Origin of the sequence: Paenibacillus sp. MAHUQ-63 (genome assembly GCF_028765165.1) — a bacterium.
In the GTDB taxonomy this organism is placed as follows: Bacteria; Bacillota; Bacilli; order Paenibacillales; family NBRC-103111; genus Paenibacillus_E.
On the sequence record NZ_JARADB010000001.1, the window covers coordinates 1,393,124 to 1,406,292 of the forward strand.

General features: G+C 35.6%; 10 protein-coding genes. All 10 read right to left on the reverse strand.

The features are described from left to right. Window positions 1-9: 9 nt before the first annotated feature. From PUT07_RS06120 to PUT07_RS06165, 10 genes are read right to left on the reverse strand one after another with little or no spacing between them, the layout of a single operon-like run. Window positions 10-2,367, reverse strand: coding sequence for a glycosyltransferase (locus PUT07_RS06120; protein WP_274466938.1), 2,358 nt, complete (start codon window positions 2,365-2,367; stop codon window positions 10-12). Between the two features lie 30 nt (window positions 2,368-2,397). Then, window positions 2,398-3,348: a KpsF/GutQ family sugar-phosphate isomerase gene (locus PUT07_RS06125; RefSeq protein ID WP_274466939.1), complete on the reverse strand. Its 951-nt coding sequence runs from the start codon at window positions 3,346-3,348 to the stop codon at window positions 2,398-2,400. Then, window positions 3,345-4,133: a 3-deoxy-8-phosphooctulonate synthase gene (gene kdsA, locus PUT07_RS06130; protein WP_274466940.1), complete on the reverse strand. Its 789-nt coding sequence runs from the start codon at window positions 4,131-4,133 to the stop codon at window positions 3,345-3,347. The genes PUT07_RS06125 and kdsA overlap by 4 nt, the downstream gene beginning before the upstream one ends. Window positions 4,134-4,170: 37 nt before the next feature. Then, entirely contained in the window at window positions 4,171-6,513 is a 2,343-nt protein-coding gene (locus PUT07_RS06135) for a methyltransferase domain-containing protein (protein ID WP_274466941.1), read from the reverse strand. Then, the gene (locus PUT07_RS06140) at window positions 6,513-7,919 is read right to left on the reverse strand and encodes an ABC transporter ATP-binding protein (protein WP_274466942.1); all 1,407 of its coding nucleotides are present in this window, start codon (window positions 7,917-7,919) and stop codon (window positions 6,513-6,515) included. Before PUT07_RS06140 ends, PUT07_RS06135 begins: the two co-directional genes overlap by 1 nt. Beyond that, window positions 7,909-8,718 (reverse strand): ABC transporter permease, encoded by an 810-nt coding sequence (locus tag PUT07_RS06145; RefSeq protein WP_274466943.1) that lies wholly within the window; start codon window positions 8,716-8,718, stop codon window positions 7,909-7,911. The genes PUT07_RS06140 and PUT07_RS06145 overlap by 11 nt, the downstream gene beginning before the upstream one ends. After that, a complete protein-coding gene (locus tag PUT07_RS06150) occupies window positions 8,711-9,241 on the reverse strand; it encodes a KdsC family phosphatase (protein WP_274466944.1) in 531 nt (176 codons plus the stop codon). Before PUT07_RS06150 ends, PUT07_RS06145 begins: the two co-directional genes overlap by 8 nt. Beyond that, window positions 9,222-9,980 carry a 3-deoxy-manno-octulosonate cytidylyltransferase gene (kdsB, locus tag PUT07_RS06155; RefSeq protein WP_338000742.1) on the reverse strand — a complete coding sequence of 253 codons (759 nt, stop codon included), beginning with the start codon at window positions 9,978-9,980 and terminating at the stop codon, window positions 9,222-9,224. The genes PUT07_RS06150 and kdsB overlap by 20 nt, the downstream gene beginning before the upstream one ends. Next, window positions 9,977-12,313, reverse strand: coding sequence for a glycosyltransferase (locus PUT07_RS06160; RefSeq protein ID WP_274466945.1), 2,337 nt, complete (start codon window positions 12,311-12,313; stop codon window positions 9,977-9,979). Before PUT07_RS06160 ends, kdsB begins: the two co-directional genes overlap by 4 nt. After that, the gene (locus PUT07_RS06165) at window positions 12,314-13,147 is read right to left on the reverse strand and encodes a glycosyltransferase (RefSeq protein ID WP_274466946.1); all 834 of its coding nucleotides are present in this window, start codon (window positions 13,145-13,147) and stop codon (window positions 12,314-12,316) included. Window positions 13,148-13,169 lie beyond the last annotated feature (22 nt).

Consider the following 13,169-nt stretch of genomic DNA (forward strand, 5'->3'; position numbering starts at 1 on the left):
ACCCTTATTCTACTTTCTCAAAAAAAGATTTCTTATTTTCCTTGCAATCTTTCCTGATTGAGTATTATCCATAAAAAGCCTGTATTTTTGAACTAACTTCCAAGAACGCATTTCGTATATCCTATTGAGCTCTTGAATAGCAATAGTATTACTAATATCTCCGCTAATGGGTTGTATGTGTTGTGATTCACTTATATTTTTTTTATATAACTCTTCAAAATATACTCTTGCATTCCAAATCTGTTCCGATTCCAGATCTTTACTTAGATACTCATGATATATAGTCAAATAATCATCAACTAAATTTGGCATCATCTGGATAGAATTCGATATCTCAGCACGCTTTGCATTTCCTTTACCAGTTGCCCATGCACGAAACTCTTCTTCAAATTGCTGAACCATTTGATTCTTGGTAAAATTATTGATAATATGCGTTCGGCAGTTACTTTTTATTTGACTTAAATCTTCGGAATTCAAGATAGTTTCAAGTGCATCTACATACTGCATTATTTCTTCTTTTTCAAATTGCCGATTATCTAAGTCAGTTTCTTCATTCTGAAATACCTTTAGTATTCTGCCATTAGTAGTGTTTATAAGCTCTTTTTGCCCTCCTACATCAGAACTTATAACTGGAACTCCCATTGCCAAAGCTTCATAGGTTGTGAGACTAATGCCTTCTTTGATTGAACATATCAATGCAATATCGCTATCTTTATAGTAAGGACGCAGATCTTGCTGTCTTCCTACCATATATACTGTCTTTTCTAATTTTTCTTTCTTTATTCTATCTATTAGTTCATCATATTGCGGTCCGTCCCCCACAACAAGAAAAGCGACATCCGGCATTTTTCTTCTTAGTTCTTTTGCAATCTCTACCATTAAAAAAGGACGCTTCTGTGGATGCATTCGGCATGAGAAAAGCACTATCTTTCTATGGTTTTCTATATTTAACTGTTTTCGAATTTGTCCTTCTTCGATTATTTGAGGGTCAAATACATCAGAGTCAACGCCTGTATATATAGTTTCAACGTCCTCTTCATTTTTGCCGAAATGTTGAATCAGGACATTCTTCAAGTGACCTGTGCTGACATAGGTTTTTTCAATAATATCTCCAACAGCTCTCGATGTTCTTGCATAACCCCCTGAGCGCCAATACCACTCTTCCATATGAATCAAATCCACTATTTTCAATTCTGGGAATTCTTTCCTTAGCCATGGCACCAAATAGTATCCATAGTAGCTATTAGATAAGAAAAGAACATCAATCTTTCTAGATTTTATAAAATAATGGATAAATGCACTCCATTGGTCTACATCCAAGAAAGTGGTAAGGTCAAAAACATCCGTTACATTCTCCTCAAATCGCTGTCTCCAAGCAGAAGCAGCAGGATTTGTTGTGATAATGGATACTTCAAACTCCTCTTTTTTAATCCTTGATACAATATCTAAATTTACCGCATCAGCCCCACCCATTTCCATATGAGGTAAAAGCATAAGTACTTTCATCTTCCCGTCATTGAAGATTGGCGGTCTGTCCCATTCCCATTTCTTTGGTTGTGCAAAATTTGCAGCTTTAAATCGCGGGTATTCAATTGCTTGCAAGTTCGTATCTACTTTCTTCGCTGCACTTTCAATTACTTGCCTTGATCTAGCCTGAATATCTTTATCCGTTTTAACTATACCAAGAACACCTTGATCCGTTCGTCTATACCAAAAGCCATACCAACCCATGTGAACCGGTATTTTCCTTTGGCCCATTAATTTTAACCATAAATTCCAGTCTTCATTATAGTGTTTCTCAGATTCATTATATAGCCCTACATCTAATAAGGCTTGTTTTCTTATGCCAGCAGTACATGTTAAAAAATTTTCTTTTATTAAATTTTGAGTGATAAAAGGCTTTTTCCATAAATATTCTTGTTCAAAAAAACCTATGCAGTCCGTATAACTCCAACTGGCATCGGGGTTTGTATATAACGACCAATAAATACATTCAATATATGTAGGTTCGATTAAATCATCAGCATCTAAAGGAATAATGATATCTGTGCAAGATTTTTTTATACCAAAATTTCTAGCAGAGGATATCCCACCATTTTCTTTTTCAAACACACTGATTCTAGAATCTAGCTTCTCTATAGTCTTCAATACATCCAAATCATTTGTATTCGTACTGCCGTCATTAACAATAATCCATTCGAAATAAGGGAACGTCTGATTTAATATACAATTGATTGTTTCTTGAAAATATTTCCCTGAATTATAGAAAGGCGTAATAATGCTTACTAAAGGTTTTCCGCTATTTATTACAACGCGTTTGAGCCGCGAGCTCCCGGGTATTTTATTGAAGTCAAAGTCATTAAACAAATAGAGACCTCCCTATATATTTTTGCAGCCCTATAGAATTTGAAGAATTTGATGTAAATGGATGATTCCAGTTATTTCCCTGGATGAGTTAACTACTGGTAGAACAGTAATCTTTTTCATTTCCATTATTTCAAGAGCCTTGATAACTTCCTTCGACTCTTCAATGGTTGTAGGTGTTCTCGTCATAATTTCGCTAGCATTTAAACTCCAAACTTCATTGTTCTTTTCTAAAGATCTTCTTATATCTCCATCTGTAATGATCCCCAAAATATTTAACTCATTGGTAACTAATGTAGCGCCTAATCCTTTTTTGGATATTTCAAAAATTGCGTCCTGTACAGTACTTTCCAAATAAACTACAGGAATGCTTGAGGTAGTTTTCATTATATCTTTTACTTTAAGACTTAAGCGTTTGCCAATAGAACCGGCAGGATGATTGATAGAAAAATCCTCTTTATTGAATTTTTTTAATTGCATGATCGTTATCGCAATCGCATCTCCAAGCGCAAGCATCGCCGTTGTACTAACCGAAGGTACTAAATAAAACGGATCCGCTTCTTTAAGCGGTGGGATGGTAATGACTATATCTGCAGCTCTACTAATGCTTGAATCAATTTTTGCAGTGATAACAACTAGCTTACAAGATATTTCTTTCACAGGGGGAATTAAATGAATAAGCTCTTCACTTTCTCCGCTATTTGAAAGCATTATTAGCAAATCTTCAGCTTTAAGGTTTCCAATATCACCATGAACAGCCTCAACGGGATGGAGAAAGTAACTAGAAACGCTAAGACTAGACATTGTTGCCGATATTTTACGTGCGATGATTCCCGATTTTCCAACACCTGTAAGGACAATTTTCCCTTTACAAATTAAAATTTCATCTATTATTGGATCCAAATCGACATATTGAATAGTTTCAAGAATTCCTCTTGCTTCAGCTTCCATTACTTGTGAAAAAAAATTTTTATACTTACTCATTTTTTTTGACCTTGCTGTATTTTGTGAATGGCGATTACATCTTTAAGAAGAGGTTCGACATCTTTTAAATGAAGTGTATTGGGGCCATCGGAAAGTGCTTGATCTGGATTTGGATGAACCTCCATGAAAATAGCATCCACGCCACACGCGGCGGCAGCTCTAGCCAGGTAAGGTACGAATTCTCTCTGTCCGGAAGATTTGTCTCCCGAACCTCCTGGCAACTGAACACTATGTGTTGCATCGAATACAACCGGGTAACCGAATTCCTGCATAATGACTAAAGAACGATAATCAACGACAAGATTATTATATCCAAAAGTTGTACCTCTTTCAGTTATCCATAAATTCCTATTTACACTAGCAACTTTATCAACCACATTTTTCATATCCCACGGTGCTAGAAATTGACCTTTTTTGATATTAATAATTTTATTTGTTGATGCTGCTTTTAGTAATAAATCAGTTTGTCTGCTTAGAAATGCGGGAATTTGAATAACATCTAACACTTCGGCAGCCGGGTCTACTTCAGAGACATCATGAACATCTGATAGAATGCTTAATCCGGTAGTCGATTTAACCTTTGCTAATATATCTAATCCATATTTCATTCCATTCCCACGAAAACTGTGAATCGATGACCTGTTAGCTTTATCATATGATGCTTTGAAAGTAATGTTAATGTTTAAATTCATTGATATTTTTTTTAGTTCCTGCGCAATTTCTAGCGTCAGTCCTTCATCTTCAACAACACATGGTCCAGCTATAAGGAAAATATCCTTTTCCATTAAATCCACCTTATTTCTTATCAAAATTAGAATCAGACTAAATATTTTTTAATTTTTCAATCTCAGCTTCTTTTTCTTTTAACAATTCTTCATATTCAATCAGCTTAGACTCAATCCACTTCTTTCCATTCTCTAATTGCTTGGTCCATTCAATCTGTTCTAGAAGAATTTTTTCCTTTTCTTTCAATGAATTTTCTAAATAATCTACTTTGTCGGATAACCAATCTTTAGATTTTTGCAGCTCATCTATCCACGTTTTGAGAGATGTACTGTCTTCTTTCCATTTTTCGTTTTCCTTCTCCAAATTTTCAATGTGTTCTTGGGCCCATATTCTTGATTCTTCGACCCTTGATGCCCAAGCGCCAACTTTCTGAGAGTTTTTATCAACATTCTGTAATAATTCTACTTGTTTTTGGAACCACTTTTTTTGAGCTAGTTCTGAAAACTCGTTGATTGCTTGGTAATCTGAAGGTCTTCTAAACTTCCCTTTGGTTGTTAGCCATAGCGCATATGCAGCTTGGCTTGCAATATCAAGCACCATATTAGCTTCTTTGAGCCCAAAAGTCAGCGGTTCTTCAATACAACCTATCCATTCGTTAATATCAACTTTAAGACATTTATCCGCTTCAGCAATAACTCGCTTCCACCATTTTCTTGCTTCAGGAAAGTCTTTTTGAATCGAATATAAATTTCCAACAATGAAACCAGCACTCACTATTTTCGTTGCCAAAGTTGGGGAGTATTTCAAATAATTTGACTCATAACATGTCTTATAAGTCTCCATAGCAAGAACCTGCTTGCCGCTTTGTAAGTACATGGTAGCTAACACGTATAAACAAGAAATGTTCCATCTTAATTCCATACCTGTAGTAGGATTTTTAGAAACATACTCTTTTAATTTTTGAATAGTTTCTTTAAATTCAGGATCAGTACAATTATATTTCTCTAACATTTTATATCCTTGTACACAAAGAGCCGCACCATAATCCGCCGTATTTTTGTCCGCACGGACAAGAACATCAGCTATAATCTCTCTAATTAATTGTTCGGAAGAAGCCCTATAACCGATTGAAACCAGAGAATGTTGGATCCAAGGAAAGTTATACTGTTGATTATAATCATATGAATTACGAGATAGATTATCGGGTCTTTTTTCTTCTGTCCAGAGCACAGTTTCTTTGTAGGCAGGCTGCTGAACAACTGGATTTTTCATTCCGACGACGATCCACCATTCAGCTTCATCAGACATATCTTCACTATTGTACCAAGCCCTAGCTGAATCTGTATGTTTCATTCCACCGCCGGCTATTTGACCAAATACTCTTTCCACCATGAAATAGCGTTTAGCTAATTCTAGTATGGATTTCCTATTAAATACTTGCAGGTGGTACGGATTGGGATCATTTCCATGTTCATCAACCCATTCGTTCGGAACAGATAGGATTATCCTTCCGCCAGGTTTCAGCAACCTAGTTATTCTTTCAAAGAATGCTCCAGGATCTTCTAAGTGTTCCACGGTTTCCATTGAAACTACTAGATCTAAGCTTTCAGGTTCAATGAAAGATAAATTTTGGGCATCGTCTTGTACAAAAAGTAATCCTTCCCGATGTTGAGTATAATTTTTTGTTGAGTAATTTATTGAATATGTAGAATTATCAACACCAATAACTTTTTGAGCTAAAGAGCCATCCCATAGTACAGCCGCGCCATAACCAAGCCCGCATGCTACATCTAAAATTACATCATTAGGCCTTACAAATTGCAGAGCTTGAGTATACCTTGCGACATGTGCGTCTGAACGTCTACCCGATTCTCTTAACATATCCATGTGTAAAGAGCGTTCTTCAAGCAGATTTTCGGGCGTATATTGTTCAAAAGCTTCATGTGGAATCCTCTCGAAAATGAGTGAAAGTTTACCGCCTTCAAATTCAAAAGACTCATAACCGATAAATTGTAGTAACAATGGATGTTTACGGAATCCACCTTGAAAGAAGAAGCGCTCCCAGTATGCTCTGTCTTTCGAACTAAATATTCTACAATAAAAGTATCTGGTTGCAACCTTATGCATAGTACGAACTAATTTCTCCAGATCTGTTTTTGACAGATTTACCAAAGATCCAATACAAACAATTGTTTCAAAAGTCTTATCTTCGAATTTGTTATCAAATAACTCAGAGAATGAACCCACTTCAACAGAGAACCCTCTTGAAAGCAAGTCCCTTTCTAAAAAATCAGCACTTTCTCCTAAAATTAAAATAGATCCAGTCCCACATAATTTAATGATTTCATCAGCAATATCGTGTGCCTTAGATTTCGAGTCGCAAATTATTCGGTTATAATCTTCAATTTCATCCAGATCATTAAGTACTGAATCATTCACTACATAACAAACCCTTTCTTTTCAAGTGTACTTCCACCTAAACTCTTTACTTCAGCTTTCATACGCAAATCACAAATTCCGCCAAAAAAGTACTCGTGCTGCTTTTGGCTAACTTGAAAAAATGCTGCCTCATCGAGCCAATGTAGCATTCTCTGTTCCCTTAAGAATCGGTCTGTTTCTTGTGTCACATAAGCTTGAATCTCATATAAATCTGTACCTAGACTGCAACTAAAGGTTAGATTTGTCGTTAAAACTGTACCCCCTTGTATGGTTTCGGACCAAAACTCTTTTCCGCCTGCTCTACCGCTCCATATCGCTACATCCTGGTTTAATGTTCCCCAAGAATAAATTTTCGCTCCTGTTTTATTACGAAGCCGAACACCAATATTTAAATTATTCAATGTTTTTCGAACTTTACATTGAATTTCAATTCTAATTTCATCCCCTGGGTAATACAAATTATTTTCTTTATTCTGATTATCCAGAACTCTAACCTGTGTAATAACTGCATCTTTATCTCCGAAGTCATTTTCACTATTTTGAGACTCCTGGAATTTCTCAGAATCATTCATAGTATTTTCTGAATTTTCTTCTTTAATCAACTCATTATTTTGTACGGGTTCTTGTTCTTTATTTGTCTGCAATAGACTTTGATAATAAGCAGACTCTTCTTGATGCATCCTGCTGCGGTAGTCTAATACTACATTTGCAGATGGACCAATATTGACCATCTTCCCTCTTTCAAGTAAAACGGCTCTTGATGTGAATGTACGCACCATTTCTACATCATGAGTAACAAATAAAAGGGTTGTCCCCTTTTCTATTAAGGCTTTCATTCTAGAAAAACATCTTTTTTGAAATAACATATCGCCAACAGCCAGAGCTTCATCAACAATTAGTACATCTGGGTCAATACATGCTTGTACGGCGAAGGCAAGTCTCAACATCATTCCACTTGAATAAGTTTTCACAGGTTGTTCAATAAAATTGCCGATATCTGCAAATGCTGCTATGTCATCAAACTTAGTATCCATTTCTTTTCTTGATAAACCCAATATATTTCCATTTAAATAAACATTCTCTCTACCCGTGTATTCCGGATTAAACCCGCTACCTAATTCGAGTAAAGCCGCCACTCTCCCCTTAACATTAACATTGCCCGAGGTTGGAGTAAGAGTTCCCGAAATAATCTGTAGTAAAGTGCTCTTCCCACTGCCATTTCTACCTAAGATTCCGACAGCTTCTCCTCTTTGCACTTGAAATTCTACACCTTGCAACGCCCAAAACTCATCATAATATTTTCTATTACCTATAGTCATGATTTGTTTTAATCGGTCTTTAGGGTTATCAAATATCTGGTAACATTTGCTGATATTATTTACTTCAATTATCGTATCAGATGACATCGGCAAAACCCTTCCTTAATTTCATAAACCACCAGTATCCTATTTGCAGTAAAATAATGGAACCAATAATTTGATAACCCCATAAAGCCATATCCGGTTTCATTCCCCAGATAATGATTTTCCGCATATTATCGACAATTCCAGCAATAGGATTGAATAAAAATAAACTTCTAATCTGTGTAGGAATTGCACTTATTGGATAGAAAATGGGCGTAAGTAAATATAATGCTTGAACTGTAATGCCAATAGTATGCTCTAAATCTCTAAGGTAAACCCCCAAGGAGGCAAAGATGTAAGATAATGCAAGTGACACAATCAATAAGGGAAGTAGAATGACTGGAATATAGAAAAATTCCCAATTCAATGGACCAATGAAAATGACCTTACCTGCAAGTAGAATAACTAGTCCAATTAAAAAATTTACAACTGCCCCTCCCAATAAACTTAGGGGTAAAATTTCCAATGGGAATACTACTTTTTTCACATAGTTGGGGTTATTCGTTATAATCGAAGGCGATTTGGTAATGGTTTCACTAAAGATTGCAAAAATGATCATTCCGCAGAATACGGTTATTGCGAATTCTTGTTTAGTTGAGCTTACTGCAAAATCCCATTTAGACTTAAAAATATATCCAAATACATAAGTATAAATACTTAACATAATTAATGGTGTGATGATTGACCACATCATGCCTAAATATGAACCTTTATATTTTGTTATGACTTCCCTCTTTACAAACTGTTGAACAAGCTCTCTATTCTTCCCTATAATACGCAATAATTGCAAGATATTAACCATTCTGATTCCTCGTTTCAAGTAAACCAGTCAAAATTAACTCAGCCGCTTCTCTAATAGCCCCTTTACCGCCATCATTCGCTAGAATGACATCAACTTTATCTTTAAAGGTACGGGAGGCGTCATTAACAGCAAAGCTTACTCCCGCGGCTTCGGCGACTTCAATATCATTAATATCATCACCAATATAAACAGTATTTTTGTTATGAATTTGATACTCGGAAAGAAGTTCTTGAAAAGATTCAAATTTATTTGCCACACCTTGGAATAGTCTAGATACAGATAATTCTTTGGCTCTCATTTCGACAGCTCTAGACGATCGCGCAGAAATAATTGCTATGTTAACCCCAGCATCTCTAAGTAATTTTATACCCATGCCATCTTTTACATTAAAACATTTAGTCTCAATGCCATTATCATCAATAATAATTTGACCATCTGTTAAAGTGCCATCTACATCCATAACAACCATCTTTATTTCTTTTAAACGTTCTCTTAATTCGATCTCATTTATCTTGATTTGCATCTTTTTTAATCTCCTTATAAATCAGCCTTGCCCTCTCTAAATCTTCGAAGGTATCTACACCTATACATTTGTAATCTGTAAGAACAACTTTGATTTTAATGTTATTTTCAATAAAACGGAGTTGCTCCAAGCTTTCGATTTTCTCTAATGTTGAATTATTAAATCTCATATACAGTTTTAATGCCTCATAACTATACCCATAAATACCTATGTGTCTATAGAATTGGATTTCGTCAGGATTGTTTCGATTAAAGGGGATCATTGCCCTAGAAAAATATATGGCGTCTTCATTGTTATCGAGTACAACCTTAACAACATTCGGAGACACCCACTCACTCTCATCCGTAGACAAGTGCGCAGCAGTTATAATCTCTACATGTGGGTGGCTTTGTTTTTTTTCAACAATCTGATTAATTAATCTGGAAGATATAAATGGCTCATCGCCTTGAATGTTGATATAAAAGTCAGCCGAGTGTTTTTTAGCTACTTCAATTATTCTTTCTGTCCCATTTTGATGATCACTCGAAGTCATTTCAACTGTCGCCCCGAACTTTGAACAGGCTTCATAAACTTCAATTGAATCCGTTGCGATAACCACTTTGTTTAATAGCGTTTTTGTGCTCTGCTCCCAAACGTGTTGAATCATCGGCTTACCGCCAATATCTAATAACACTTTATTGGGAAGCCTAGTGGAGTTTAAGCGAGCAGGAATCACACCTATAATATTAATTAGAATCACCTTCTCTTTGTTGTAAGCTTTTTTGGAAAAATCGCATTTTTCGCCCTTCTCATAATTACTGCTATACTTGATACTTTTAATCTTGCGATCGCACGCTGCATAAAATAACGACTACTCAATCTTTTGAAGTCTCGCAGTATGGCTATTGGAGATTTTTGAAGCCGAATAATAGTTTTTAAATATTGTACTAATTGTACGGCTCTATTGCTCATAACTATATTCACTTCATACTCGCAATACAGGGCAACATAATCGTCAACAAGGTTCGGCAGCAGCCTAAGAGCATTAGAGATTTCTTTCCTTTTCTCTTTACCTTTACCATCCATCCATGAACGGAAATCATCTTCCAATTTACTTATCATATGTTTTTTTGTAAAACCTTGTTCAATTCTCTCGCGGCAGGCTTTTCGAATGCACTCTTTTTCTTTGCCATCAAGGGTTAGGACCTCATGAAGGGCGTTAACATATAATTCAATTTCTTCGTTAGCAAAATTACGGTTATCCAGGTCTCGAGTTTCATCTTGATAAAGGGGTAAAATTCTCCCGACCTCATTGCTGATCAGTTCTTTTTGACCACCAACATCAGAACTTACGACAGGCACTCCCATCGCCAACGATTCATATGAGGTTAAACTTAGCCCCTCCTTCAGTGAGCAGATTAATGTTACTTCGGCATCACTATAGAAATTTGATAACTCACTTTGACGCCCAACGCAAAAAACCGTCTGATTAAGTTCTTCTTTTCGAATTGCAAGCTCCAGTTCTTCTAATTGCGGACCATCTCCCACAACAACAAAGGCAACATCAGGCAGTTTTGCTCTTAATAATTTTGCGATTTTCAGCATTAAAAAAGGGCGCTTTTGAGGATGAATTCTACAAGGAAATAAGACAATCTTCCGATTGTTAGGTATCCCTAATAATTGATGAATGTTACCTTTCACATTTTTAACATTAAACTCCTCTTCATCCACACCAATATATAAAGTTTCTACTTTTTCTGATTGCTTATTAAACGATTGAATCAGGACCTGACGAAGATGCTCATTACATACGTATGTTTTTTCAATCACGTCTCCAAGCGCTCCTGAAGTCCTAGCATATCCTCCTGACCTCCAGTACCACTCCTCCATATGTACATAATCGAGGATGATGAGATTTGGAAAGTGTTTACGAAGCCATGGAATTAAATAATAACCATAATAGCTGTTGGACAAAAACAGAATATCGATATCCCGCGACTTAATAAAATAATGAATAAACGATGCCCACTGGTTTATATCCAAAAATTTTGTTAAATCAAATAAATCAATTACATGATCTTCAAAACGCTGACGCCACGTTGAATCAGCAGGATTGGTTACTATAATTGACATTTCAAATTCTTCTTTATTTATTTTAGAAACGATGTCTAAATTAAATACATCTGCGCCTCCCATTTCCATATGCGGAAGAAGCATTAACACTTTTGTTTTTTCATTTCCCAGTAATGGAGGACGGTTCCACTCCCAGATATTCGGTTTGGAAAAATGCATTTTGGCTTTGTAACGAGGAAATTCAATAGCCTCCAGCCCTATATTTACTCCTCTTGCCGCTTCAGAAATGATCTGTTTTGAACGATATTTCGCTTCTTTACTAGAATTAACATGATTTAGTATTCCACTGTCCGTTCGACGATACCAAAACCCATACCAACCCATATGAACTGGTATTTTATCTGCCCCTAACAACCTTAACCATAAATTCCAATCTTCGTTATAATGCTTTTCCGTCTCATTATATAAACCGACTTCAAACAATACACTTTTGCGTATTCCCGCCGTACATGTAAGCAAATTTTCATACTTCATTCGTTTTACAGTAAATGGTTGTTTCCATAAATACTCTTGCCTATGGAAACCCACGCAATCGGTGTAACTCCAGCTTGCCTCAGGATTCGTATATAATGTCCAGTAGATGCATTCAACATATGTTGGCTCAATTAGATCGTCAGCATCTAAAGGAATAATAATCTCAGTGTTTGATTTTTTTATGGCTAAGTTCCTTGCTTTTGAAATCCCGCCATTTTCAGTATGTAAGACAAGAATGCGTGAATCTAATGCTTCCACTTTATTTAATAAATCAATATCTTTTTCGTTAGTACTGCCATCGTTTACTATCAGCCATTCAAAGTATGGGAAAGTTTGATTGAGAACGCTATTAACCGTTTCCATGAAATTTTCATTTGCATGATAATAAGGAGTGACAATACTTACTAATGGCACTCCATCGTTAATGACATTACGTTCAAAACGTACTCGGCCAGGACTTTTCCTGTAGTCAAACCCTTCCATCATTTATCCCCTCCCTATCATTTTTTTCAACCCTCTAAATGAAAAATTCAGATACATGTAGAAGAATATTAAAAGGCCAAAACAAAAAGGAATTTCTCCTCGAAATCCTTTAGATAAATAGTTATATCGTAGTTTCTTATCATATTGTAGATGCAATTTAATTTGAGTATTATTTAAAGAACCAATTTTATCTTGAGGCAAACGCTTGTGATAGTTGGCTAAATACTCCGGAATAACATATATGGGGTAATTTAATCTGAACCTTAAGTTGAATTCCCAGTCACCTAATACCGGCAAATCTTCTCTATAATACCCTATTTCATTTAGTAAACTCCTTTTGTACATAAAAGAGTTTGTTGTGAATAAATTTCGGCGTGCTAATTTATATAAAGATACATTTTTAAGATTGCCGTTGAACTTTTCTAAACTAATGAAACGCACATCACGATCTTGAACAACTTCATATATTAATGATGTTCGGGTTGCAACTCCATAAATGTTTGGCATTTCCAGTTTAGCAACACACTTTTCTAAAAAGCTTGGATCCCAAGTATCATCATCATCCAATAAAGTTATATACTCACCAATACTATTCTTAATCCCTACATTTGTTGCAACTTCCATATACTCGGATTTATTCATATGGATAATTTTCAACTTGTCACGCATTAGTACTACATCATCTTGCAAAGTCTCTTCTAATTCGTCTTTGTCGCCACCATTATTAACAACAATAATTTCCCAGTCACGATAGGTCTGGCTTCTAATTGACTGAATCGTACGCTTCAGTAGTAAATTTCTATTCAACGTTCTAACTATTATTGAAACAGTTACCATATATGAATTTCCTTATGTTATT

What these genes read in the sequence shown, in the direction of transcription:
- PUT07_RS06125 (WP_274466939.1), bottom strand. Translation starts at nt 3,348, where the DNA reads ATGAGTAAGTATAAAAATTTTTTTTCACAAGTAATGGAAGCTGAAGCA.
- kdsA (WP_274466940.1), bottom strand. Translation starts at nt 4,133, where the DNA reads ATGGAAAAGGATATTTTCCTTATAGCTGGACCATGTGTTGTTGAAGAT.
- PUT07_RS06140 (WP_274466942.1), bottom strand. Translation starts at nt 7,919, where the DNA reads ATGTCATCTGATACGATAATTGAAGTAAATAATATCAGCAAATGTTAC.
- PUT07_RS06145 (WP_274466943.1), bottom strand. Translation starts at nt 8,718, where the DNA reads ATGGTTAATATCTTGCAATTATTGCGTATTATAGGGAAGAATAGAGAG.
- PUT07_RS06150 (WP_274466944.1), bottom strand. Translation starts at nt 9,241, where the DNA reads ATGCAAATCAAGATAAATGAGATCGAATTAAGAGAACGTTTAAAAGAA.
- PUT07_RS06160 (WP_274466945.1), bottom strand. Translation starts at nt 12,313, where the DNA reads ATGATGGAAGGGTTTGACTACAGGAAAAGTCCTGGCCGAGTACGTTTT.
- PUT07_RS06165 (WP_274466946.1), bottom strand. Translation starts at nt 13,147, where the DNA reads ATGGTAACTGTTTCAATAATAGTTAGAACGTTGAATAGAAATTTACTA.